General features: G+C 71.0%; 21 protein-coding genes and 1 pseudogene. 16 read left to right on the forward strand and 6 right to left on the reverse strand.

Annotated elements, in window-relative coordinates; all coding sequences use genetic code 11:
• Window positions 1-56 precede the first annotated feature (56 nt).
• From KDL01_RS02150 to KDL01_RS02160, 3 genes are all read left to right on the forward strand, one after another.
• Entirely contained in the window at window positions 57-1538 is a 1482-nt protein-coding gene (locus KDL01_RS02150; protein ID WP_212526569.1) for an AlkA N-terminal domain-containing protein, read from the forward strand.
• Window positions 1535-2053 carry a methylated-DNA--[protein]-cysteine S-methyltransferase gene (locus tag KDL01_RS02155; protein WP_212526570.1) on the forward strand — a complete coding sequence of 173 codons (519 nt, stop codon included), beginning with the start codon at window positions 1535-1537 and terminating at the stop codon, window positions 2051-2053. The genes KDL01_RS02150 and KDL01_RS02155 overlap by 4 nt, the downstream gene beginning before the upstream one ends.
• Before the next feature lie 67 nt (window positions 2054-2120).
• Window positions 2121-2852 (forward strand): hypothetical protein, encoded by a 732-nt coding sequence (locus tag KDL01_RS02160; protein WP_212526571.1) that lies wholly within the window; start codon window positions 2121-2123, stop codon window positions 2850-2852.
• Here KDL01_RS02160 and rarD read toward each other — a convergent pair.
• Window positions 2774-3742: an EamA family transporter RarD gene (gene rarD / locus KDL01_RS02165; RefSeq protein ID WP_307846028.1), complete on the reverse strand. Its 969-nt coding sequence runs from the start codon at window positions 3740-3742 to the stop codon at window positions 2774-2776. The two genes, KDL01_RS02160 and rarD, sit on opposite strands and share 79 nt — an antisense overlap.
• A gap of 232 nt (window positions 3743-3974) precedes the next feature.
• Here rarD and KDL01_RS02170 point away from each other — a divergent pair, with 232 nt between their 5' ends.
• Complete coding sequence (locus KDL01_RS02170; protein ID WP_212526572.1) at window positions 3975-4541, forward strand: hypothetical protein; 567 nt, start codon at window positions 3975-3977, stop codon at window positions 4539-4541.
• Window positions 4542-4688: 147 nt separating this feature from the next.
• Window positions 4689-4943 carry a hypothetical protein gene (locus KDL01_RS02175; RefSeq protein WP_212526573.1) on the forward strand — a complete coding sequence of 85 codons (255 nt, stop codon included), beginning with the start codon at window positions 4689-4691 and terminating at the stop codon, window positions 4941-4943.
• A gap of 57 nt (window positions 4944-5000) precedes the next feature.
• On the opposite strand, the gene KDL01_RS02180 is transcribed toward KDL01_RS02175, so the two are convergent.
• The 3 genes from KDL01_RS02180 to KDL01_RS02190 form a co-directional block, all read right to left on the reverse strand.
• Window positions 5001-7454, reverse strand: coding sequence for an amino acid permease (locus KDL01_RS02180; protein ID WP_212526574.1), 2454 nt, complete (start codon window positions 7452-7454; stop codon window positions 5001-5003).
• A gap of 272 nt (window positions 7455-7726) precedes the next feature.
• The gene (locus tag KDL01_RS02185) at window positions 7727-8770 is read right to left on the reverse strand and encodes a 2-oxoacid:ferredoxin oxidoreductase subunit beta (RefSeq protein WP_212526575.1); all 1044 of its coding nucleotides are present in this window, start codon (window positions 8768-8770) and stop codon (window positions 7727-7729) included.
• Window positions 8771-8774: 4 nt separating this feature from the next.
• A complete protein-coding gene (locus KDL01_RS02190) occupies window positions 8775-10700 on the reverse strand; it encodes a 2-oxoacid:acceptor oxidoreductase subunit alpha (RefSeq protein WP_438801942.1) in 1926 nt (641 codons plus the stop codon).
• A gap of 252 nt (window positions 10701-10952) precedes the next feature.
• On the opposite strand from KDL01_RS02190, the gene KDL01_RS02195 reads away from it, so the two are divergent.
• The 11 genes and pseudogenes from KDL01_RS02195 (at window position 10953) to KDL01_RS02245 (ending at window position 21513) form a co-directional block, all read left to right on the forward strand.
• Complete coding sequence (locus KDL01_RS02195; protein WP_212526577.1) at window positions 10953-11336, forward strand: NADH-quinone oxidoreductase subunit A; 384 nt, start codon at window positions 10953-10955, stop codon at window positions 11334-11336.
• A gap of 29 nt (window positions 11337-11365) precedes the next feature.
• A pseudogene (locus tag KDL01_RS42965) lies at window positions 11366-11855 on the forward strand (NADH-quinone oxidoreductase subunit B); the annotation flags it as partial.
• A 432-nt stretch (window positions 11856-12287) separates the two neighbouring features.
• Window positions 12288-12986 (forward strand): NADH-quinone oxidoreductase subunit C, encoded by a 699-nt coding sequence (locus KDL01_RS02205; protein WP_212526578.1) that lies wholly within the window; start codon window positions 12288-12290, stop codon window positions 12984-12986.
• On the forward strand, window positions 12983-13951 hold the full coding sequence (locus KDL01_RS02210) for a complex I subunit 1/NuoH family protein (RefSeq protein WP_212526579.1): 969 nt from the start codon (window positions 12983-12985) through the stop codon (window positions 13949-13951). The genes KDL01_RS02205 and KDL01_RS02210 overlap by 4 nt, the downstream gene beginning before the upstream one ends.
• A gap of 89 nt (window positions 13952-14040) precedes the next feature.
• Entirely contained in the window at window positions 14041-14553 is a 513-nt protein-coding gene (locus KDL01_RS02215) for a 4Fe-4S binding protein (protein ID WP_368861497.1), read from the forward strand.
• On the forward strand, window positions 14540-15109 hold the full coding sequence (locus KDL01_RS02220) for an NADH-quinone oxidoreductase subunit J family protein (RefSeq protein ID WP_212526581.1): 570 nt from the start codon (window positions 14540-14542) through the stop codon (window positions 15107-15109). The genes KDL01_RS02215 and KDL01_RS02220 overlap by 14 nt, the downstream gene beginning before the upstream one ends.
• Window positions 15109-15474, forward strand: a complete 366-nt coding sequence (nuoK, locus tag KDL01_RS02225; RefSeq protein ID WP_212526582.1) for an NADH-quinone oxidoreductase subunit NuoK — start codon at window positions 15109-15111, stop codon at window positions 15472-15474. Before KDL01_RS02220 ends, nuoK begins: the two co-directional genes overlap by 1 nt.
• Complete coding sequence (locus KDL01_RS02230; protein WP_212526583.1) at window positions 15471-17363, forward strand: NADH-quinone oxidoreductase subunit 5 family protein; 1893 nt, start codon at window positions 15471-15473, stop codon at window positions 17361-17363. The genes nuoK and KDL01_RS02230 overlap by 4 nt, the downstream gene beginning before the upstream one ends.
• Window positions 17363-18901, forward strand: coding sequence for a complex I subunit 4 family protein (locus tag KDL01_RS02235; protein WP_212526584.1), 1539 nt, complete (start codon window positions 17363-17365; stop codon window positions 18899-18901). The genes KDL01_RS02230 and KDL01_RS02235 overlap by 1 nt, the downstream gene beginning before the upstream one ends.
• On the forward strand, window positions 18898-20424 hold the full coding sequence (locus KDL01_RS02240) for an NADH-quinone oxidoreductase subunit N (RefSeq protein WP_246575821.1): 1527 nt from the start codon (window positions 18898-18900) through the stop codon (window positions 20422-20424). The genes KDL01_RS02235 and KDL01_RS02240 overlap by 4 nt, the downstream gene beginning before the upstream one ends.
• A gap of 57 nt (window positions 20425-20481) precedes the next feature.
• Window positions 20482-21513: a cytochrome c oxidase assembly protein gene (locus KDL01_RS02245; protein ID WP_246575822.1), complete on the forward strand. Its 1032-nt coding sequence runs from the start codon at window positions 20482-20484 to the stop codon at window positions 21511-21513.
• Between the two features lie 25 nt (window positions 21514-21538).
• Here KDL01_RS02245 and KDL01_RS02250 read toward each other — a convergent pair whose 3' ends face one another.
• Window positions 21539-22099: a GNAT family N-acetyltransferase gene (locus KDL01_RS02250; RefSeq protein ID WP_212526585.1), complete on the reverse strand. Its 561-nt coding sequence runs from the start codon at window positions 22097-22099 to the stop codon at window positions 21539-21541.
• Window positions 22100-22110: 11 nt separating this feature from the next.
• Window positions 22111-22935: a hypothetical protein gene (locus tag KDL01_RS02255; protein WP_212526586.1), complete on the reverse strand. Its 825-nt coding sequence runs from the start codon at window positions 22933-22935 to the stop codon at window positions 22111-22113.
• Between the last annotated feature and the right edge of the window lie 152 nt (window positions 22936-23087).

Consider the following 23087-nt stretch of genomic DNA (forward strand, 5'->3'; position numbering starts at 1 on the left):
GCCGCGATGTCTGAAACCCGCTAGAGCTTGCGCTCCGAGGGGCGCATGATGGAGGTATGACTTCCACGGCGGCGTTGACGGACGAGCACCGGTATCAGGCGGTGCGGGGGCGTGATCCGCGGTTCGACGGGGTGTTCTTCACGGCTGTGACCAGCACCGGGATCTACTGCCGGCCGAGTTGTCCGGCGACCACGCCGAAGCGGGAGAACGTGCGATTCTACGCTTCCTCGGCGGCGGCGCAGGGGGCCGGGTTCCGGGCCTGTCGGCGGTGTCGGCCGGATGCGGTGCCGGGGTCTTCGGAGTGGAACGCGCGGGCGGACGTGGTGGGGCGGGCGATGCGGCTGATCAACGACGGGGTGATCGACCGGGAAGGCGTGGGCGGGCTGGCCGCGCGGCTCGGGTACAGCGAGCGGCAGGTGCAGCGGCATCTGATCGCCTCGCTCGGCGCCGGGCCGCTCGCGCTGGCTCGGGCGCAGCGGGCGCACACGGCCCGGGTGTTGCTGCAGACGACGTCGCTCACGGCGGCGGACGTCGCCTTCGCGGCCGGGTTCGCGAGTGTGCGGCAGTTCAACGACACGATCCGCGAGGTGTACGCGGCCACGCCCACCGCGCTGCGGGAGAGCATCTCCCGCGCGGCCACGCGTGCCGCGGCGGCTGACGCGAGCGCCGCGGGCGGTACCGGGGTGGCGCTGCGGTTGGCCTACCGCGAGCCGTACGCGCGCGGGCACGTGTTCGACTTCCTCGGCGCCCGTGCGATTCCCGGGATCGAGGAGATGGTCGGGCCGCCGGGTGCGCGGGTGTATCGGCGTACGCTGCGATTCGAGCACGGTCCTGGGATCGTCGAGGTGCACGAGCAGGTAACCGGCGGGGCCTGGCTGGAGTGCCGGCTGGACCTGGCCGACCTGCGCGGGTTCACCGCCGCGATCGGGCGGGTGCGGCGGCTGTTCGACCTCGACGCCGATCCGGTGGCGGTGGGCGAGAGCTTCGCCGCCGACCCGATCCTGGGGCCGCTCGCGCGCAAGAACCCGGGCCTGCGCTCGGTCGGCGCGGCGGAGCCGCAGGAGATGGCGATCCGGGCGGTGCTCGGGCAGCAGATCACGGTCGCCGCGGCCCGCACGCTCGGGGGCAAGCTCGTGGCCGCGCGCGGCGAGCCGTTGGCGCGCCCCGGCGGCGCACTGACGCACCTGTTCCCCACGGCCGCCGACCTCGCCGAGGCCGACTTCGCCGAACTCGGCATGCCCGGGTCCCGCAAGGAGACGCTGCGCACGGTCAGCCGGGCGCTGGCCGACGGCAGCCTGCGGCTCGATCCGGGCGCCGACCGGGAGCAGGCGCAGCGGGAACTGCTGGCCCTGCGCGGCATCGGTCCGTGGACGGCGGGCTACCTGCGCATGCGGGCCCTGAGCGACCCGGACGTGCTGCTGCCCGGCGACGTGGTGATCAAGTCGGCGCTGCGCCGGGCCGGGCTCGGGCCCGAGGAGACGCAGCGCTGGCATCCCTGGGCCTCATACGCGATCCACTACCTCTGGAGTGACTCATGAACAGCACGATCTACACCACGATGAACAGCCCCGTCGGCGAACTCGTCCTGGCGGGCGTGCGCGCGGACTCGGCGCCCGGCGGCGTCGCGCTCAGCAGCGTGAAGATGGAGAAGTGGAAGGGCGAGGTACGCATCGAACCGGGCTGGCGGTACGAGCCGGACGCGTTCGCGCACGCAGTGAGCCAACTCCAGGCGTACTTCGCGGGCGACCTCAAGGAGTTCGACCTCGCCTTCGCGACGCACGGCACGCCGTTCCAGGAGCGGGTGTGGGCCGCCCTGCGCGAGATCCCCTACGGCGCCACGACGACCTACGGCGCCATCACCGCGGAACTCGGCTACGAGCGGGTGCAGGCGCGCGCGGTGGGCAGCGCGGTCGGCTCGAACCCGCTCGGCATCGTCGTCCCCTGCCACCGCGTCCTCGGCGCCAAGGGCGCGCTGACCGGCTACGCGGGAGGGCTGGAGAACAAGGAGGCGTTGCTGGTGCTGGAGGGCGTGTTGCCGCAGTCACTGGTGTGACGAATAGCCACGTACGTGACCGGAATGAGCTGGTGTGCCGCGGGCCGGTACCGGATAATCGCCGCTCATGGGTGGGATATCGAAGAGCACGGTGCGCGTTCCGCGGTGGCTGAAGCGGATCGAGCGCGCGGAGTACAGGCGGCAGCGGAGCTGGCTGAGCAAGCTGATCCGGGTGAAGCCGGCCGCCGATCTGGACGCGGCGCTGCGCGAGTCCGACCGGCGGCTGCGTTGGGATGCGAGCTTCTTCGCGGTCACGGCGGCCGTCGAGCTGCTCAACGTCTGGCTCGACGGCCGTGGAGAGCAGGCGGGCCGGTGGTCTTCCTGCGCGAACATGCTGCCGTTCGTCTGGATCTTCTTCTCCGACGCGATCGGATCGACGGATCGCTGGCTCGGTGTCCTGATGCACCGCGCGAACAATCCGGGGGGAGTGGGGCCGGAGTGGGTGGCGCGGCAGGGCTCGATTCGACGGCGGCACCGGCTGGAGAAGATACCGCCGGCGGCGTCGATCGTGGTGATCGTCGCGACCATTCCGGTGACGCACGCGCTCTATCACCCGCACGCGGGGGACGTGAGCCGAATCCAGGTCGAGCTGTCCACCATCGCCGTGATGTTCTTGCTCGACGCCCTCTCCTTCGCGGTCGGCCTGCGGCGGGTGAACCGCCGGTGTTTCGCGACCGTGTGCACGGCCCTGTACGCGGCCGAGGCGGAACTGGCGGCTGGTCAGGCGCCGGGCGCGGGCGCCGGCGCGATCGAGGACGCGGAGCCCTCCGACGCGATCAGCTGGGTGACCACGGGCTGAGGCTCGGCCTGCGCGTTGCGGGCCGCCTGGCGCAGGCCGTCCCAGGTGAGCACGACCAGCGCCACCCACACGATGCCGAAGCCGATCCACTCGCTGCCCGGCACGGTCTCGTGCACCACGAACACGCCGCAGGCCAGCTGCAGGATCGGGGCGAGGAACTGGAGCAGGCCGACGGTGGACAGCGGCAGCCGGTTGGTGGCCCCGGCGAACAGCAGCAGCGGGACCAGGGTGACCACGCCGGCGAGGGTCAGCAGCAGGGTGACGTGCCAGGCGGCGTGGCCGTACGCGGCGGTGCCCTCGGCCTGAACGAAGATCAGGTAGCCGAGGGCGGGCAGGAACTGGAACGCGGACTCGACCGCCATCGACTCCTGCGCGGGGACCTGGGCGAGCTTCTTGCACAGCCCGTAGCTGCCGAACGAGGCAGCGAGCACGAGCGCGATCCAGGGCAGGTGGCCGTAGGTGATGGCGAGTTCGACCACCGCCGCGGCGCCGATGCCGACGGCGAGCCACTGCACCGGGCGCAGCCGCTCCTTGAGGATCGCCACGCCGAAGACGATGGTGACCAGCGGGTTGAGGAAGTAGCCGAGCGAGGTCTCGATCACGTGCCCGGCGTTGACCGCCCAGATGTAGGTGCCCCAGTTCACCGTGATCAGGGCGGCGCCGACGCCCAGCAGGGCGATCTTGCGCGGTGAGCGGCGCAGCTCGGCGAACCAGGACCAGTGCTTGCGCACGAGCAGCAGCACCGCCACGGCCACCAGCGACCAGACCATCCGGCTGGCCAGGATCTCCAGCGCCCCGGCGGGCTTGAGCAGCGGCCAGTACAGCGGGAAGGCGCCCCACAGTCCGTAGGCGCCGATGCCGTATATCAGTCCACGCCGCTGTTCCGTCACAGGTGAGAGTGTAATTGGATTATTACCGCACTGGTACTGCGGGTGGAGACGGGCGGAGGCACGCGGGGCGCTCTGGTACCAGGTCGGGCGCGGTGTGGTACCTCGAATCCCCGCGCGCTCCGATCCGGTGGTACCGGCCCGGCGGCGACAGTGTTCCTGAAAGCAAGGTGTTCCCCGTCAGCACGATTCGCCACCGGCCGCACGATGCGGCCACAAGCTCCGGAGCGTAGAGATGTCCTCTTCCGTGTCCCAGGCCCTGATCGTCAACGCGCTCGTGCTCGGCTCGGTGCTGGCCACCGACCTCGGCCCGGCCCGCAAGGTCGGCAGGGCCCGGATCCTGCGGCCGCTGATCGTGGCCGCGGTCATCGTCCCGCTCTTCGTCAAGGCCCCGGCCACCTCCGGCACGGGTCTGGTCCTGGAGATCGCCGGAGTGCTGCTCGGTGTGGTGTGCGGGCTCGCCGCCGCCGCGCTGATGCGGGTGCGCCGCTCACCGGAGACCGGCAAGCCGGTCTCCCGGGCCGGGTGGGGTTACGCGACGCTGTGGACGACCGTGATCGGTGCCCGCGCCGCCTTCTCCTACGGCTGCCAGTACTGGTTCCCGACGCAGCTGCTGCACTTCGGCGAGGCGCACCGGCTCACCGTCGCGGCGCTGACCGACGCGCTGGTCTTCATGGCGATCGCGATGCTACTGGCCCGCACCCTCGGCCTGGCCGCCCGCGCCGCCCGGATCCCGGCTGAGACCGAGGCCGCGACCGACACCGCCGCCGAGGCTCCGGCCAAGGCCTCCAGCCTGGTCTGAGTCCGCTTCACCCTCTCGTGTGTACCCCCGTCGGATGACGGGGGTACACACGTTTGCGGGCCATTGCTCTAGGGTGTCCGGATTGTGAGTCATGTCAGCGTACTCAGTTCAGCGGCGGGTTCAGCGGCGGGTTCATGGGCCGGTTCCGTGGCCGGCTCGGTGGCCGTGGGCGCCCTGGCCGCCTTGGCCGGGGTCTACGCCGGGCCGCGGGTGCCGCGGCGAACGAACCTGGACTGGGCCATGGGCGCCGCGATCGTGGCCGCCGCGACCGCCGCGGGCTGGGGATTGCTGCACACCCGGCTGCTCGCCACGATGACCCCGTTCGTGCTGGTCACCTATCTCGCCGGGGAATGGCGAACGCGCCGGGCGGCGCATGGTGCCTCGCCCGACGCGTTCGACTGATCCGTCAGAGACCTGCGAGTGACTCGCGTCCGATCCGCGAGTAGCCCTCAGCCCTCCTCAGCCCTCCTCGTCGCCCTCGCGCGGGAGCAGGCGGTAGGACGGGTTGGTCATGGCCAGGTAGCCCTCGGTCTCGCCGACCATGCCCTCGACTCTTATCTTCGCCCCCGGCTCGATGCCCGGGATCGAGCGGCGGCCGAGGAAGACCAGCGTGATGCCGCCGGTCTCGTCGTAGAGCTCGGCCTCGAGCGCCGGGGAGCCGGAGACCGGGCCGACGTAGACCGAGCGGATCCGGCCCTCGAGGGTGGCCCGGTTGCGCCAGCGCACCTCGCGCACCGCGATCGGCGTGTGCGGGTCCTGGCCCTCGTCCTCCTGCTCGGGCAGGCACTCGGTGTCCAGCAGCATCTTCTTGGTGCGCCGGGCCGGGCGGGTCGGGCGCGGGCCGACGCCCGGGCGGCCGGAGTCCGGGCCGGTCGGGGTGTCGTGGCCGGTGTCCATCTCCTCGATCGCCTCGACCACGTCGAAGGGCACGATCATGGCCGCCACGTGCGGCAGCCGGGAGACCGCGGAGGCGATCTTGTCGGCGGTACGGTCGTGCAGCAGCCGGCTGGTGATGGCGAACGCGCGCCGCGGCAGCATGATGGTGACCTCGGTGTTCGACTCCTCGGCGGTGCGCGCGGCCAGTTCCGCCGCCGCGCGCCGCAGCCGGCGGTCCGGCACCTCGATCACCTCGAGCGGGACGTCCGCCGCGTTGGAGGCGTCCCAGCGCTTGCGCAGGTGCTCGGCGTGCTTGGAGTCGATCATCAGGTGCACGGCGCGCAGCTCCACCGGACGCAGCGAGCGCGCGTACCGCAGGGCCTTGACCACGGCCAGGTCGACCGAGTCCACCAGGACGAGCACGGTGTTGCGGGTGAGCGTCGGCACGGTGGCGCTGGCCGGGGCGCCGGCCAGGGCGGCGGCCTCCCTGCGGTAGCGCTCGTTCAGCTTGATCAGCGCGAACACGCCGATCGGGAAGATCACCACGACCAGCCAGGCGCCCTCGGTGAACTTGAACACCGCGAAGATGAGCACGACCGCGGCGCTCAGGATGCAGGCCGTGCCGTTGATCACCAGCTTGATCGCGCGGTTCTTCTCGTTGCGCCGGGAGTGGTACCGGTACAGGCCGGCCGCGGCCATGGTGAAGCCGGTGAACACGCCGATGGCGTAGAGCGAGACCAGCCGGGTCAGGTCGCCGTCGGTCGCGATCAGCAGCAGCAGGGACAGGCCCGCGAGCACGATGATGCCGTTGGAGAAGGACAGCCGGTGGCCGCGGTGCAGGAACTGGCGCGGCAGGAACGAGTCCTCGGCCACGAACGAGGCCAGGAACGGGAAGCCGTTGAACGAGGTGTTGCCGCCGGTGTACAGGATCAGCGCGGTGGCCAGCTGCACGATGGTGAGCATCACGTTGCCGAACGCGTTGTGGCCCCAGATCAGGCTGGAGAGCTGGCCGATCACGGACGGGCTGCCGCTGCTGTAGGGCGTCGACTGGGTCTTCCAGGCCAGGATCGAGACGGAGAGCACCAGCAGGCCCAGCATCAGCGACATCCAGAACATGGACTTGCGCGCGTTGCTGCCGTTGGGCTTGCGGAAGACCGACACGCCGTTGGAGATCGCCTCGAGGCCGGTCAGCGAGGAACCGCCGTTGGCGAAGGCGCGCAGCAGACCGGAGATCGCGGCGAAGGTGAGGATCGCGTGGGTGCCCGCACCGGCGTCCAGCGAGTTGCCGAGGGCGCCGCCGTAGCGGGTGTCGTGGAAGTTGTTCGCCTGGGGCAGGTCGCCGATGATCAGCCGGATCAGGCCCGCGATGGCGGTCAGGCCGATCATCGTCACGTAGAAGTACATCGGGAACGCGAAGGCGCGGCCGGCCTCGCGGATGCCGCGCAGGTTGCCGTAGCACAGCAGGCAGACCATGAACACGGAGATCCACAGGCTCCAGCCGGTGATGTCCACGTTGAAGGTCAGCGAGAGCCAGGAGGAGACGGCGATGGTGCCGGCCGAGATCTGCACGGCCACGGTCACGACGTAGTCGATCAGCAGCGCGACCGCGGCGACCTGGGCCACCTTCACGCCGAACTGCTCGCGCGCGACCACGTAGGAGCCGCCCGCCTTCGTGTACACGGAGACGACGTCGCGGTAACACAGCGTCAGGACGATCAGCAGGACCAGGATGACCGCGGTGATCGGCATGACCAGGGCGAAGCCGGCCAGGCCGAAGACCGGGATGAGCTGGGTGAGCATCTGCTCCGTGCCGTACGCGGAGGAGGAGATGCAGTCCGGCGCGAGCACGCCGAGGGCGACCGGGCGGGAGAGCTTCTCGCCGTAGAGCTGGTCGTTGACCAGGGGCTTGCCCAGGAACTTGCGTTTGACCCGATAGCCGAGGCTCTCGGGGATGTACACCGCCGTAGCGGACAGCGCGGGCGGTTGCGCCTGGATGTCGGTGCCCGCGCCGGCCGCCCCCGTGGTCGAGGTGCTCATGGTTCCCGTTGCCTCTGCTCGCTCAATCCTGCCCTCGGGCCCCTAGCCCGCTTCGGTACCGGCGGGCAAGAGGTTTTGCCTCCTGTTCACGCCTTTGGCGACTTTCTCATGCCCATACCAAGGATCGTTCCTACCACCCTGCTGGTCCGTTCATCCACTTGTGGGGTGAGGAGCGGGGTGAGAACTGTGCGAGAAGAATTGAGTTAGGCCGAAGGAGTTACCGGTCCGTGTCCTTTCCGGAATTCCTCCCTGGGGACACGGGCGGTGATTTCCTACTCTACGACGGCGCGTTCCGGCGCTCCGACGGTCCAGGTGTCCGCCCCGGCCAGCAACGCGCCGAGGTCGGGTGCTTGCGAACCGTATCCGGAGGCTGCCAACTGCTGGTCCATCAGGTCGTCGTACGTGGGCCGCGACACACTGCGGAAAACGCCGACCGGAGTGGGTGAGAGGGAGGCCGGATCCTGCAGCCGGGCGACCGCGAAGGCGTAGGACGGGTCCTGCAGGGTCGGGTCGTGCAGCACCGCCGGACGCTCGTCGGACGCGTCCACCGCGGCCAGTGTGCCGCGTGCGGCGTCCCAGACCACCTTGCGTTCGCCGAAGGCCAGCGGGGCGCCGGGCTCGAGCCGCAGCAGGTGGGCCTCGCGCTCGCCCGGGGCCTTGAGGTGCTCGAAGGCGTTGTCGTTGAAGATGTTGCAGTTCTGGTAGATCTCCACCAGGGCGGTGCCCTTGTGCTGCGCGGCCGCGGTGAGCACCGCGGTCAGGTGCTTGCGGTCGGAGTCGATGGTGCGCGCGACGAAGGTGGCCTCGGCCCCGAGCGCCACGGAGATCGGGTTGAACGGCGCGTCCAGCGAGCCGTACGGGGTCGACTTGGTGACCTTGCCCGGCTCCGAGGTGGGGGAGTACTGGCCCTTGGTCAGGCCGTAGATCCGGTTGTTGAACAGCAGGATCTTCAGGTTCACGTTGCGCCGCAGCGCGTGGATGAGGTGGTTGCCGCCGATCGAGAGCGCGTCGCCGTCACCGGTGACCACCCACACCGACAGGTCGGTGCGGCTCGCGGCCAGCCCGGTGGCGATCGCCGGGGCCCGGCCGTGGATCGAGTGCATGCCGTAGGTGTTGAGGTAGTACGGGAAGCGGGAGGAGCAGCCGATGCCGGAGACGAACACGATCTTCTCGCGCTCCAGGCCAAGGCTCGGCAGGAAGCTCTGCACCGCGGCCAGCACCGCGTAGTCCCCGCAGCCGGGGCACCAGCGCACCTCCTGGTCGGACTTGAAGTCCTTGGCGACCGGCGCGCCGTTCTTGACGGTCACATCGAGCATGGTTTCAGGCCCCTTCGACCTCGAGCAGGATCCGCTGGATCTCCTCGGCCAACTCGGTGGAGGTGAACGGAAGCCCGCGCACCTTGTTGTAGCCGGTCGCGTCCACCAGGTAGCGGGCCCGGATCAACAGGGCCAGCTGACCCAGGTTCATCTCCGGGATCAGCACCCGGTCGTAGCGCGCGAGCAGCTCGCCGAGGTTGGGCGGGAACGGGTTGAGGTGGCGCAGGTGCGCGTGCGCGACCTGGCCGCCGTGCTCGCGCACCAGCCGGCACGCGGCCTGCGCCGGGCCGTAGGTGGAGCCCCAGCCGAGCACCAGCAGCCGCGCCGCGCCGGACGGGTCGTCCGCCTCGATCGGGGCGATGCTCTGGGCGATCCCGGCCACCTTCGCGGCCCGGGTGCGCACCATGTGGTCGTGGTTGGCCGGGTCGTAGGAGATCTCGCCGGTGACGTCGGCCTTCTCCAGGCCGCCGATCCGGTGCTCGAGGCCCGGGGTGCCGGGCAGCGCCCAGGGCCGGGCCAGGGTGTGCGGGTCGCGCTGGTAGGGCAGGAACGGCGAGCCCTGGTACTCCTCCGCGCGGGCGAAGCGCACGGTGAGGTCCGGCAGGTCCTCGACCTCCGGGATGCGCCAGGGCTCGGAGCCGTTGGCCAGGTAGCCGTCCGAGAGCAGGAACACCGGAGTGCGGTAGGTCAGCGCGATCCTGGCCGCCTCGAGCGCGGCGTCGAAGCAGTCGGCGGGCGAGCGCGGAGCCACGATCGGCACCGGCGACTCGCCGTTGCGCCCGAACATGGCCTGGAGCAGGTCGGCCTGCTCGGTCTTGGTGGGCAGGCCGGTCGAGGGCCCGCCGCGCTGGATGTCGCAGATGATCAGCGGCAGCTCGAGCGAGACGGCCAGGCCGATCGCCTCCGACTTCAGCGCCACGCCGGGACCCGAGGTGGTGGTCACGCCCAGGGCTCCGCCGTAGGAGGCGCCGAGGGCCGCGCCCACCGCCGCGATCTCGTCCTCGGCCTGGAAGGTGCGCACGCCGAAGGCCTTGTGCTTGGCCAGCTCGTGCAGGATGTCCGAGGCCGGGGTGATCGGGTAGGAGCCGAGGAACAGCTCGAGCCCGCTGCGCTGCGCCGCCGCGACCAGCCCGTAGGCCAGCGCCGGGTTGCCGGAGATGTTGCGGTAGCGGCCCGGCGGGAGCGCGGCCGGGGCCACCTCGTAGGAGACCTCGAACTCCTCGGTGGTCTCGCCGAAGTTCCAGCCGGCCTGGAACGCGGCCCGGTTGGCCGCGATGATCTCGGGGCGGCGGGCGAACTTCTGCTCGAGGAAGCGCAGGGTCTGGTCCACCGGGCGGTGGTAGAGCCAGGAGAGCAGGCCGAGCGCGTACATGTTCTTGGCCCGCTCCGCCTCCTTGCGCGAGAGCGGGTGCCCGTCCAGCGCCTTGACGGTCTGTGAGGTCAGCGCCACCCGGTGTACCCGGTAGCCGTCGAGAGAGCCGTCGTGCAGCGGGTCCGCGGCGTAGCCGACCTTCTTCAGGGCCCGGTCGGTGAACTCGTCGGTGTTGACGATCACCGTGCCGCCGCGCGGCACGGCCTTGAGGTTGGTCTTGAGCGCGGCCGGGTTCATCGCCACCAGCACGTCCGGCGCGTCGCCCGGGGTGAGGATGTCGTGGTCGGCGAAGTGCAGCTGGAACGCGGAGACCCCGGGCAGGGTGCCGGCGGGGGCGCGGATCTCGGCCGGGAAGTCGGGCAGGGTGGACAGGTCGTTGCCGTACGCGGCGGTCTCCTGGGTGAAGCGGTCACCCGTCAGCTGCATACCGTCGCCCGAGTCCCCGGCGATCCGGATCACCACCCGATGGAGGGACTCCACCGGCTTGCCGCCGGGCGAGTCCCGCTCCGCGTCAGCCGGGTCCGTGCCCGTCTCGGCCGTCTGCAACGCCATCGCCATTCACCGTCTTCCGTCGAGCGGATTTGTGAAGCCGCGTACACATCGCGTGAGAGCATCGTACGCCTGAGCACCCTTCAGATCACAGATCAGCACTGCTTCAGCACTGCTCGAGTCGGGTGCTCGGGCCGGTCCGGCCCCGTCGGCGGACGGGTGGTCTCCGTGCGGCTCCGCACGCTTGCGTAGGCTGCCCTGAGACGGCCGGTACGCTTGTGCGACGAGGTCGGGCCGGGCAGGAGTGGCGGGAGTCGAAAGATGAAAGACACGACGTACTACTCCGCGTACTCCATCGTCGGTATCCTCACCTTGCTCGGAGTTTTCTTCGTGGCCGCCGCGTTCCTGGCGAACCGGCTCCTGTCCCCGCTGCGCCCGACCCCGGAGAAACAGCTCAGTTACGAATGCGGCGTGGACCCGGTGGGATCCGGTTGGGCACATACGCACGTCCGCTACTACATCTATGGCTATCTCTACGTCATCTTCGCGGTCGACTCGGTGTACCTGTTCCCGTGGGCGACCGTGTTCGCGGCGCCCGGGTTCCGCGGGGCGACGCTGGTGGAGATGTTCGTGTTCCTCGGATTCCTCGCCGTGGGAATCCTCTACGCCTATAAGAAGGGCGTGCTGACGTGGCTGCAGCAGTGACGCGGACCGGTGCGCCGGTGCCGCTCGGGATGCCGGCCCCCGCCCCCGCGGACGACGACCGGCGCTTCGGCTCGGCCTTCGAGCTCGCGCCGAAGCCGATCAAACTCGTGCTCAACTGGGGCCGGCGCTACTCGCTGTGGGTGTTCAACTTCGGCCTTGCCTGTTGTGCGATCGAGTTCATCGCCGCGTCGATGGCCCGGCACGACTTCATCCGGCTCGGCGTGATCCCGCTCGCGCCGGGTCCGCGCCAGGCCGACCTGATGGTGGTCTCCGGCACGGTCAGCGACAAGATGGCCCCGGCGGTCAAGCGCCTGTACGAGCAGATGCCCGAGCCCAAGTACGTGATCTCCTTCGGCTCCTGCGCCAACTGCGGCGGGCCGTACTGGGACTCGTACTGCGTGACCAAGGGCGTGGACCAGATCATCCCGGTGGACGTCTACGTGCCCGGCTGCCCGCCGCGGCCGGAGGCGCTGCTGCAGGGGATCGTGAAGCTGCAGGAGCGGATCGCGCAGGAGCGGGTGGGTCCGGGCCGGGCCAAGCCGGCCAGGCCGGTCAAGCCGCTGGCACCCGCGCCGCCGATCGCGCCGGCGCCGTCCGGCCCGCCGCCGCTGCCCGCGCCGCCGAACGCCGCGGCCTCGGTGGCCGAGCCGACCACGCCGATCGCGCCGGTCGAGCAGGCCGCGCCGGTGGAGCCGACCGTGCCGGTGGAGCAGGCCGGGCCCGAAGCGACGGTGCCCAGTGCGCCCGCCGCGCCGAGCGCGCCGCCCCGGCCGTCCACCGACCAGCCGACCGAGCAATTGCCGGTCGTCCCCGCCGAGGTGACCGTGCCGCTCCCGCCGGTGCGCCGCCGCCCGCCGCGCCGGCGCTACTTCCGGGAGCTGCGCAAGGCCAGGGACCACGGGATGGACCTGTTCGAACAGGCGGTCGAGGACCAGGCCTGGGAGCACGAAGATGACCGCTGAGAACCTCGACCGGATCAGGGCCGTGCTGGGCGAGTCGGCCGAGGTGCTCGAGCAGTACGACCGCGTGCTCGCCACCGTCCCGGCCGAAGGCTGGGTCGCCGCCCTGACCGCCGCGCGCGACGGGCTCGGCGCCGACTTCCTGGACTGGCTCACCGGCGTCGACGAGCTCGAACAGGGCTACCTCGTGGCCGCGTTCGTCTGCGCCACCGGCGACCGGGCCGAGGGGCTCGGGCGCGCGCAGGGGCTGATCCTGCGCACCCGCGTGCCCAAGAACGCCGAGGGCCGGGCCGAGCTGGCCACCGCCACCGGCGTCTACCGCGGCGCCGCCTGGCACGAGCGCGAGACCTTCGAGATGTTCGGGATCGACTTCACCGGCCACCCCGACCTCAAGCCGCTGCTGCTGCCGGACGGCTTCGAGGGCCACCCGCTGCGCAAGGACTTCGTGCTGGCCTCGCGGGTGGCCAAGGCCTGGCCCGGGGCGAAGGAGCCGGGGGAGTCGGAGCACCACGCCGCCTCGCCCGGACGTCGCCGTATGCTGCCGCCCGGGGTGCCCGGCGAGGAGTGGCTCAAGCCCTACCGGCCCGCGTCCGAGTCCACTTCCGCGTCCGCGCCGGCGGAGTCCGAGCCCGCGTCCGCGCCGGAGTCCGACTCCGGCCCGGCCGCGACGGAAGCCGAGGGCACCGCATGAGCTCTCTGAGCTGGTGGCTCGAGGTCGCGCTGCGCATCGTCGTCATCTTCGCCGCGTTCCTGGTGGTCCCCCTGGTGGTGGGTCAGATGGAGCACAAGGCCATGGCGCACATGCAGGGCCGGCTCGGACCGATGGAGGCGGGCGGCTTCCACGGCTGGGCGCAGCTGATCGCCGACGGGGTGAAGTTCGCCCAGAAGGAGTCGGTGGTCCCGGACGCGGCCGACCGCACCGTCTTCCAGATCGCCCCGGCCGTCGCGCTCATCCCGTACCTGCTCGCGCTGCTGGTCATCCCGATCGGCCCGGGCACGCAGGTGGGCGTGGCGCTCGACCTCGGCCTGTTCTTCGCGCTCGCGGTGATGGGCCTGGCCGTGATCGGTCCGCTGATGGCCGGCTGGTCCAGCGGCAACAAGTACTCGCTGCTCGGCGGCCTGCGCTCGGCCGCGCAGCTGATGGCCTATGAGCTGCCGATGCTGCTCTCGGCCGCGTCGGTGGCGATGGCGGCGGGCACGCTCTCGCTGCCCGGCATCCTCGACGCCTGGCACTGGTACTGGCTGCCCTGGCAGCTGATCGGCGGCTTCGTCTTCTTCACCGCCGGCCTGGCCGAGCTCCAGCGCCCGCCGTTCGACATGCCGGTGGCCGACTCCGAGCTCATCTTCGGCGCGTTCACCGAGTACACCGGCCTGCGCTTCGCGCTGTTCCTGCTCGCGGAGTACGCCGGAATCGTGGTGCTGTGCCTGCTGACCTCGGTGCTCTACCTCGGCGGCTGGCACGGCCCGTTCGCCGAGCAGCACCTCGGCTGGGTCTGGACCCTGGTCAAGACCTTCCTGCTGGCCTTCGTGGTGATCTGGCTGCGGGTCAGCTATCCCCGGCTGCGGGCCGACCAACTGCAGAAATTCGCCTGGACGGTGCTGATCCCGCTGTCTCTGGCCCAGCTCGCGATCACCGGAGTGGTGAGGGTGCTGTGACCGACGAGATTCCCGAGAACGAGGGCGCCGGCCGGCGGAAGCTGCCGGGCGCCGGACTGGCCCAGGGCCTGGCGACCACGTTCAAGACGATGGTCACCAAATCGCACACGCGGCAGTATCCGGACGTCGCGCCGGAGCTGCCCCCGCGCACCCGCGGTGTGATCGCGCTAATCGAGGAGAACTGCACCTCCTGCATGCTCTGCGCGCGCGAGTGCCCGGACTGGTGCATCTACATCGACTCGCACAAGGAGACGATCCCGGCGCCCACCGCGGGCGGGCGCGAGCGCAGCCGCAACGTGCTCGACCGCTTCGCCATCGACTTCTCGCTGTGCATGTACTGCGGCATCTGCATCGAGGTGTGCCCCTTCGACGCGCTCGAGTGGTCGCCGGAGTTCGAGTACGCCGAGTACGACATCAGGGAGATGCTGCACGAGAAGCCGCGGCTGGGGCAGTGGGTCGAGAGCGTCCCGCCGCCGCCCGCCCTCGACGACGCGGCCGAGGACCCGAAGGAGATCTCGCTGGCGCAGAAGGCCGCGGCCAAGAAGCAGGCAGCTCTGGACGCGGCCGCGCAGCAGGAGGGGACGGCGGATGGCGACGCATAGCTACCTCTCGCCCACCGGCGTGGAGATCGCCTTCGTGCTCGTCGGCCTGGTCGTGCTCGGCTCCGGACTGCTGGTGGTCACGCTCAAGAACCTGGTGCACGCCGCGCTCTGGCTGATCGTGTGCATGGGCGGGATCGGGATCGAGTACCTGCTGCTGGGCGCCGAGATGGTGGCCTGGATCCAGGTGCTGATCTACGGCGGCGCCGTGATCGTGCTGTTCCTGTTCGGCCTGATGCTCACCAAGGCGCCGATCGGCCGGACCGAGGAGCTCGACGTCGCCCACCGCTGGCCGGCCGTGCTGGTCGGGCTCGGCGCCGCCGGGACGCTGGTCACCGTGACCGTGCAGGCCTACCAGCACACCTGGTTCGAGCCGCGCGACGCACTGGCCCTGGGCAGCAGCGAGGGCCTGGGCACGGCGCTTTTCCACTACTGGGTGCTGCCCTTCGAGGCGCTCTCGGTGCTGCTGCTCGCCGCGCTGGTCGGCGCGATCGCGCTGTCCCGGGCCCGGCGCGAGGACGACGGGCCGGACGAGCTGCCCGGGGAGGCACAGGCCTGATGCACGCCCTCTACCCGCTGATCCTCGGCGCCCTGCTGTTCAGCCTCGGCCTCTACGGCGTGCTGGCCCGCCGCAGCGCCATCGCCGTCCTGATGGCGCTGGAGCTGCTGCTGAACGCGGTGACGCTGAACCTGGTCGCCTACGGCTCGATACTGCGGGACCGCTACGGCACCGGGCAGGTCTTCACCCTCTTCATCATCACCGTCGCGGCCGCCGAGACGGGTCTGGGACTCGCCATCGTGCTGCTGCTCTACCGGCAGCGGGCCACGGCCGACCTCGGCGTCCAGCGCGAGCTGGCCGAACCGGTGGAGTCCTTCGGCGCCGACGAGCTCGCCGCCACCGACGACTACGGGGTACTGCGGTGAACACGCTCGCCTTCGCCTCCCTGCTGCTGCCCGCCTTCGGCTCGGCCGTCACCTTCGCCGGCGGACGCGACCTGCGGCACGTGAAGTTCTGGTCCACCGCGCCGATCGCGCTCGCGCTGGTCGGCACGATCCTGGTGGCGATCTCGCACGGCACCGGCGGCACCTCCACCGAGACCTACACGATCGGTACCGCCGGCGAGTTCCACATCGAGATCGGCACCCGGGTCAGCGGCCTGGCCGCGCTCACCGCGGTGCTGGTGGCCGCGGTCGCCCTGTGCGTGCAGAGCTATTCGACCTCGTACCTCGGCGGCGAGCCGCGCTACGCCTCGTACGCCGCGCTGATCTCGCTGTTCACCGCGGCGATGCTCACCGTGGTCTACGCCGCGGACCTGATCGTGCTGCTCATCGGCTGGGAGGTCATGGGCGCCTGCTCGTACTTCCTGATCGGCCACTACTGGGAGCGCGAGATCGCGCGCGCGGCCTCGATCAAGGCCTTCCTGATGACGGTCGCCGGCGACGTGCCGTTCCTGTTCGGGCTGATCGCGCTGGGCGTGCAGGCCGGGTCCTTCCAGGTGCACGACGTGATCGCCTCGGCCGACGGGAACGCGCTGAGCCACCCGGGCTGGATCGCCGCGCTGCTGCTGTGCGGCGTGCTCGGCAAGAGCGCCCAGTTCCCGCTGCACTCCTGGCTCCCGGACGCGATGGCCGGCCCCACTCCGATCAGCGCCCTGATCCACGCGGCGACCATGGTCGCGGCCGGCATCTACCTGGTCGCGCTGCTCTACCCGGTGTTCGTGCTCGCGCCCGACGTGCTGGTGGTGATGGCGGTCATCGCCGCGATCACCATGCTCGGCGCGGCGCTGTGCGCGCTGGCCCAGACGGACGTGAAGCGGATCCTGGCCTACTCGACCGTCAGCCAGCTCGCCTACATGCTCGGCGGCCTGGCCGTGAACGGGCGCTCCCAGGCGGTCTACCTGCTGATCGTGCACGGCTTCTTCAAGGCCCTGCTGTTCCTCGCGGCCGGCGTGGTCATCCACCGGGTCGGCTCGAACGAGCTGAGCCGGATGGGCGGGCTGCGCTTCCGCATGCCGGTCGCCTACACGACCATGACCATCGGCCTGCTCGCGCTGGCCGGGGTCCCGCCGCTGTCCGGCTTCTTCGGCAAGGAGGCCGTGCTCGGCGCGGCCTACAACGCCACCGGGGAGTTCGCCGTACCCGGCCGGATCGTGCTGGTGGCCGGGCTGATCACGGCCGGGGTCACCGCGGCCTACGCGCTGCGGCTGTGGCTGGGGATGTTCCACGGACCGTTCCCGGACGCGCCGCACGAGCACGAGGAGCGGATCGAGGCCCCGCAGACGGAGCTGATCCCGCTGGTGCTGCTGGCGATCCCGGCGGCGCTGCTGGGCGTGGTGGCGCTGTTCGGCAACGGCTTCTCCCAGGTCGTGGGCGGCGCTTCGGGCGAGTCGGGCTCGCTGCTCGGCGCGTTCGCGGTGGACCTGTGGCCGGGCGGCATGACCACGCTGCTCTCGCTGCTGTTCGTCCTCGGCGGCGCCGGCCTGGTCTACCTGTTCTGGCGCAGGGACCCGAAGGCCGACCCGGCCGTGCCCCTGCTCGGCTCGCTGCGCGGCCTGCTGCTCGACGGCTTCCGCTTCGACGCGTTGATCGGCCTGGCCGTCGTGCGGCCGGTGCGCGCCGCGGCGAAGCTCGTCGCGTTCCTCGACGAGAACGTCGTGGACGCCTACGTGCGCGGCTCGGGCGTGGGAGCGCGCGGCCTCGGCACGGTCCTGCGACGTCTGCAGACCGGCAGCGTCCAGTTCTACCTCACCTGCCTGTTCCTCGGAGTGCTGGTCATGGCCGCCGTGTACGCGTATGTCGGGACGGTGAGCTGATGTCCGCGATCCTGTTGCTGCTCCTGCTGGTTCCGGCCGCGGGACTGCTCGCGCTCTACGCCGCGCCGGCCGCACTGGCCGCGCGCATCGGCACCGCCGCGGGCACCGTGACCTTCGTGCTCTCGCTGGTCCTGCTGCCGCTGTTCGACTACTCCAAGGGAGCGTCGTTCCAGGGCCAGATCGACCTGAGCTGGATCTCCGCGCTGGACCTGCACTTCCACCTCGGCATCGACGGCGTCTCGCTGCCGCTGCTGCTGCTGACCACCCTGCTGACCGCGCTGTGCCTGTTCTACGCGCAGCGGACCTCGGCCGGCGGAGACCGGGCCCGGCCGTTCACCGCGCTGCTGCTCGCGCTCGAGATCGGCATGGTCGGCACCTTCGAGGCGCTGGACCTGCTGCTGTTCTTCGTCTTCTTCGAACTCGTGCTGATCCCGATGTACGGCCTGATCTCGCACTGGGGCAGCGACGCGGCGAACGGCGGGGCCACCCGGCAGCAGGCGGCGACCAAGTTCATCCTCTACACCCTGCTCGGCTCGGCCCTGATGCTGCTCGGCTTCCTGGTGATCCACGCCAAGACCGGCACCTTCGACATGGTCACGCTCCAGGCCGAGCACGGCCTCGGCATGACGCGCGCGGCGCAGGGGCTCGCCTTCGTGCTGGTCGGGATCGGCTTCGGTATCAAGACCCCGATGTGGCCGCTGCACACCTGGCTCCCGGACGCGCACACCTCGGCTCCGACCGTGGGTTCCGTGCTGCTGGCCGGAGTGCTGCTGAAGATGGGCACGTACGGCTTCATCCGGGTCGGCGCGGGCATGATCCCGGCCGGCCTGCACCAGTACGCGATCGCGCTCGGCGCGCTCGGCGTGGTCGGCATCGTGTACGGCTCGCTCGCCTGCGTCGCGCAGATCCGCGAGGGCGGGGACCTCAAACGGCTGATCGCCTACTCCTCGGTCGGGCACATGGGCTTCACCCTGCTCGGCATCGCCACCATGACCCAGATCGGCCTGGACGCGGCACTGTTCGCCTCGGTCGCCCACGGCCTGATCACCGGTCTGCTCTTCTTCCTGGTCGGCGGGCTCAAGACGCGTTACGGCACGACCGACCTCTACGCCCTCGGCCGCGGCCTGTACGGCCGGGCCCGCCGCTTCGGCGCGCTGCTGGTGTTCACCGCGATCGCCTCGCTGGGCCTGCCGGGCCTGGCCGGGTTCTGGGGCGAGCTGTTCGCCCTGATCGGCGCGGACCGCCCGGCGCCCGGGCTGAACGTGACCGTGTTCCACCTCTATATGGCGGTCGCCGGCCTCGGCATGGTGCTCACCGCCGCGTACCTGCTGCTGGTGGTGCGCCGCGTGTGCATGGGCGAACTGACCGAACCGTGCCTGGGGGACTACGACCTGAAGCCCTATGAGTTGGCCTCCTGGCTGCCGCTGGCCGGCCTGACCCTGCTGGCCGGGCTCTGGCCCGCGGTGGTGCTGGCCGTCGCCGATCCGGCCGTCAACCACGTGATCGGTACCGTCACCGCGATCGGAGCCCGGCGTTGAACCAGTCCATCGACTACGCCGCGATCCTGCCGCTGCTGCTGGCCGCCCTCGGCGCGCTCGGCGTGCTCATCGCGGACCTGTTCGTCGGGGCCAAGGGCCGCGCGTCGTTCCCGTGGGTCACGGCCGGGATCCTGGTGCTCGGGCTCGGCGCCGAACTCGGCCTGTGGGCCTCCGGCGCCGGCACCCGGCCGCGGCTGACCTTCTGCCTCGACTCGCGGCACGCCACCACGCTCAACTGCTCGTACTCGGTGGACTCGTTCACCCTGACGATCCAGACGCTGCTGCTCGCGGGCACGCTGCTCACGGTGCTGATGGCGCCGCGCAAGTTCAAGGCGCCCTTCGGCGAGTACCACTTCCTGCTGCTGTCCTCGCTCACCGGCGCCCTGCTGATGGCGGGCGCCCGCGACTTCATCAGCATGACGGTCGGCCTCGAGACCCTGTCCCTGCCCGCCTACGCGCTCGTCGGCTTCGGGCGCAAGCGCGGCGAGCAGAGCGCGGCGGGGGCCGAGGCGGCGCTGAAGTTCTTCCTGATGTCGGTGGCCTCCACCGCCGTCATGCTCTTCGGCATCTCGCTGGTCTACGGCGTGACCGGCTCGGTGTACTTCGTCGACATCGAGGCCGTGCTGGCCCTGACCGGCTATCACGCCGGGATCCTGACGGCGGGCATGGTGCTCACCCTGGCCGGGTTCGCCTTCAAGATCTCCGCGGTGCCCTTCCACTTCTGGACGCCCGAGGTCTACTCCGGAGCCCCCGTCCCGATCGCCGCGTACCTCTCCGTGGTCTCCAAGACCGCCGGGTTCGCCGGGCTGATCGTGACGCTGGAGCTGGCCTTCCGCACCGAGATGCACAACCTCTCGGTACTGGTCGCGATCCTGGCCGCGGTCACCATGACCTTCGGCAACGTGGTCGCGCTGCGCCAGCGCTCGGCCGTGCGGCTGCTGGCCTGGTCGACCGTCGCGCAGGCCGGCTACGTGCTGGTGCCGCTGGCCGTGACCATGTGGAACGGCCGGGACCTGAGCCGGGTCACGGTGCTCTCGGCCGGCGCGCTCGGCCCGGCGGTCACCGCGTCGGTCGCCTACCTGGTGTTCTACGCGGCCATGAACCTCGGCGCGTTCGGGGTGGTCAGCGCACTCGGCGGGACCCTGGCCGGCGGCGGCGAACTGGCCGACTACCGCGGCCTGAGCGCCCGTCAGCCGCGCGCCGCCTGGCCGCTGGCGTTCTTCCTGCTGTGCCTGGCCGGACTGCCGCCCGGCCTGATGGGCCTTTTCGCCAAGGTCGCCGTCTTCCGCGCGGCCACCTCCGGCGGGCTGACCTGGCTGGCGGTGGTCATGGCGGTCAACGTGGTGATCGCGCTGTTCTACTACCTGCGCTGGGCCGCCGCGCTGTTCACGCCGACCGGGCAGGACGCGCCGGTGTCCGCGCGGCTGTCCCGCTCGGTGCCGCTCGGCCCGCGGATCGCGGTCGGCCTCGCCCTGGTGGTCTCGATCGTGTTCTCGTTCTATCCGGCGCCGGCGTTCCGGTAGAAGCAGGGGTGGCCCCCGGCGGCGGACGCGCGGCCGGCGGGGGTTAGAGTGGCGAACATGGCCAGCAGCATGTCGGGAATGCCGGGGATGCCGGCGGCGGGTACCCTGCCTCCGCCCGGGATCTCGGCGTACCTGACGTGGCATCCGGACGCGTTCTTCCTCGCCGCGAGCATCCTGGCCGCCGCGCTGTACCTGTTCGGCGTGGTGCGGCTGCACCGGCGCGGGGACCGCTGGCCGATCGGGCGCACGCTCAGCTTCCTGGCCGGGCTGCTCGTCTTCGTCGGGATCACCTGCACCGGGCTGAACGAGTACGGCATGTACCTGTTCAGCGTGCACATGATCCAGCACATGATGCTCTCCATGGTCGACCCGCTGTTCCTGCTGCTCGGCGCGCCGATCACGCTCGCGTTGCGGGCGGCGCGCCCGGCCGGGCGCGGGCACACCGGACCGCGCGAGGTGCTGCTGGCACTGCTGCACAGCCGGTTCGCGAAGGTCGTCTCCTCGCCGCTGTTCACCCTGCCGCTGTTCGTGGTGAGCCTGTACGGGCTCTACTTCACCTCGCTGTTCGACGCGCTGATGCGCAGCCGGGTCGGGCACGACTTCATGCTGGTGCACTTCCTCATGGTCGGCCTGCTCTTCTTCTGGCCGGTCATGGGCGTGGACCCGGCGCCGCACCGCTCGCCGTACGTCATCCGGATCCTCGAGCTGTTCGCGGTGATGCCGTTCCACGCGTTCTTCGGCATCGCGATCATGATGTCCACCAGCGTGTTCGAGACCGCCTTCGCCAACCCGCCGGCGAACTGGGGCCTGACCGCACTGTCCGACCAGAACACCGCGGGCTCGATCGCCTGGGGCTTCGGCGAGGCGCCCACCATCGTGGTGCTGCTCGTACTGTTCGTGCAGTGGGCCAAGTCGGACCGGCGCGAGGCCAAGCGCAAGGACCGCAAGGCGGACCGGGACGGGGACCAGGAGCTGGTGGACTACAACGCCTACCTGGCCGGCCTGGCCCAGCGCTCCGGCCACACCGACGGGGTCGCGGCCGGAACGCAGCCGCGGGTCCCGGCCCAGGAGCCGGTCGCCGAGGCCTGAGTCCCCTTCCGCCGGCGCGCCAGGCTCAGAGCTTGCGCGCGTGCACGTGGCCCGACTCCGGGTACTTCGGCGGCTTGGCCGCCAGCTCCCGTTCGAGGGCGAAGCCGGCCTTCTCGGCCACCCGGCAGGCGGCGTCGTTGTCCCCGCTGTGGGCGAGCTGGAGCCGGTGCAGCGGCGCGTCGGTCCACCGCTCGGAGCGGATCCAGTCGACCACCGACTCCAGGGCGCGCGGGGCGAAGGCGCGGCCGCGGCGTTCGGCCACGGTCCAGTACGTCACGTCGCCGACCTCGTCCTCCGGTGTCGGACGGCTCACCGCGATCAGGCCGAGCGCGTCGGCGTCCGGCTCGTCGCCCTCGACGATGGCGAGCACGTACAGCGTCCCGGCGGCCCAGCCCTCGTCCAGCAGCTGGAACCAGACGTGTACGGCCGTCTCGTCGGTCAGCGGCTGCGGGGAGCGGCTGCGCACCAGCGGGTCGGCGTGGGCCAGCACGATCACCGGGACGTCGCGGGTGCGCCAGGTGCGCAGCGTGAGCGCGGGGGCGGCGGTGGTCGCGGGGACCGAGAGGGAATCGAGCGTGACGGCCACGTGTGCTCCTGTCACTCCATACGCTGGGGTCCTGTATCGGCCACATGGTATGCCGGAGCCGCGGAATTGTCCCGAGCGGACCGGAACATCAAAGGGCTGAAGATAGCCAGCAGGGCGAACAGCGCGACACACCCGAGCAGCAGCCAGAATCCCAGCAGCGCCGCGTAGGCGGGGTAGTCCGCGGCGTGCAGCACGGCGCCCGCGGGCACGGCCCGGTTCTCGATCCCGATCCGGTATTCGATCGGGAAGTCGACCATCGTGACGAAGGTGGCCGCCGTGCCGACGAACACGGTGAAGATCCCGGCGAACACCCCGCCGGCCACGGCCGCGGAACCGGCGGACGCCGCCAGGGCGAGCACCGCGAGCATCGCCACCGCGGCCACCACCAGACCGGCCTGGTTCTGCCCGCTCAGCTGGCTGAAGGTGCAGCACTTCTCCGCGGGCACGCCCGAATCCTGCACCGACGGGGTGGCCCTGATCGAGTCGACGATGTCGGAGACTGCCCACAGCACCAGCGGGACGAGCCCGAGCAGCAGCAGCGCCGGGCGCGGCCGGCGCACCGGGCGCAGCGCCGCGGCCCCGCCTCGGCGCAGTCCGACGATCAGCAGGCACACCGCGGCGGGCAGGACCAGTGCCCTGGCTCCCATCACGCCCCACTCCACACCGACGGCGCCGGCGTGGTCGGACGGCGGCCAGCGCAGCGTCAGGAAATCGCTGGCGAACCAGGGCACGCAGAAGCCGAGGCCGTAGCCGAGGCCGAAGTTCCGGCTCGCCGGCACGGCCAGCAGCACCGCGCCGACGATGGCGCCGAGCAGGAAGTTCACCACGTCCGGCATTGAGCTCATCGCGTCGTAGAAGTGCTGGTGTCAGCTGCCGTCTGCACTGCGAAAATCACGCCACGGAGCGGCCGGGCGGCGCAGCTGTGGCTGTGGGGCCTTCGGCCGAGGGTCCGAGGGAGGACGTCAAGGTTCGGCGAAGCAGATTGGGG

The sequence above is a fragment of the Actinospica durhamensis genome, assembly GCF_018139695.1.
GTDB classification, from domain to species: Bacteria; Actinomycetota; Actinomycetes; order Streptomycetales; family Catenulisporaceae; genus Actinospica; species Actinospica durhamensis.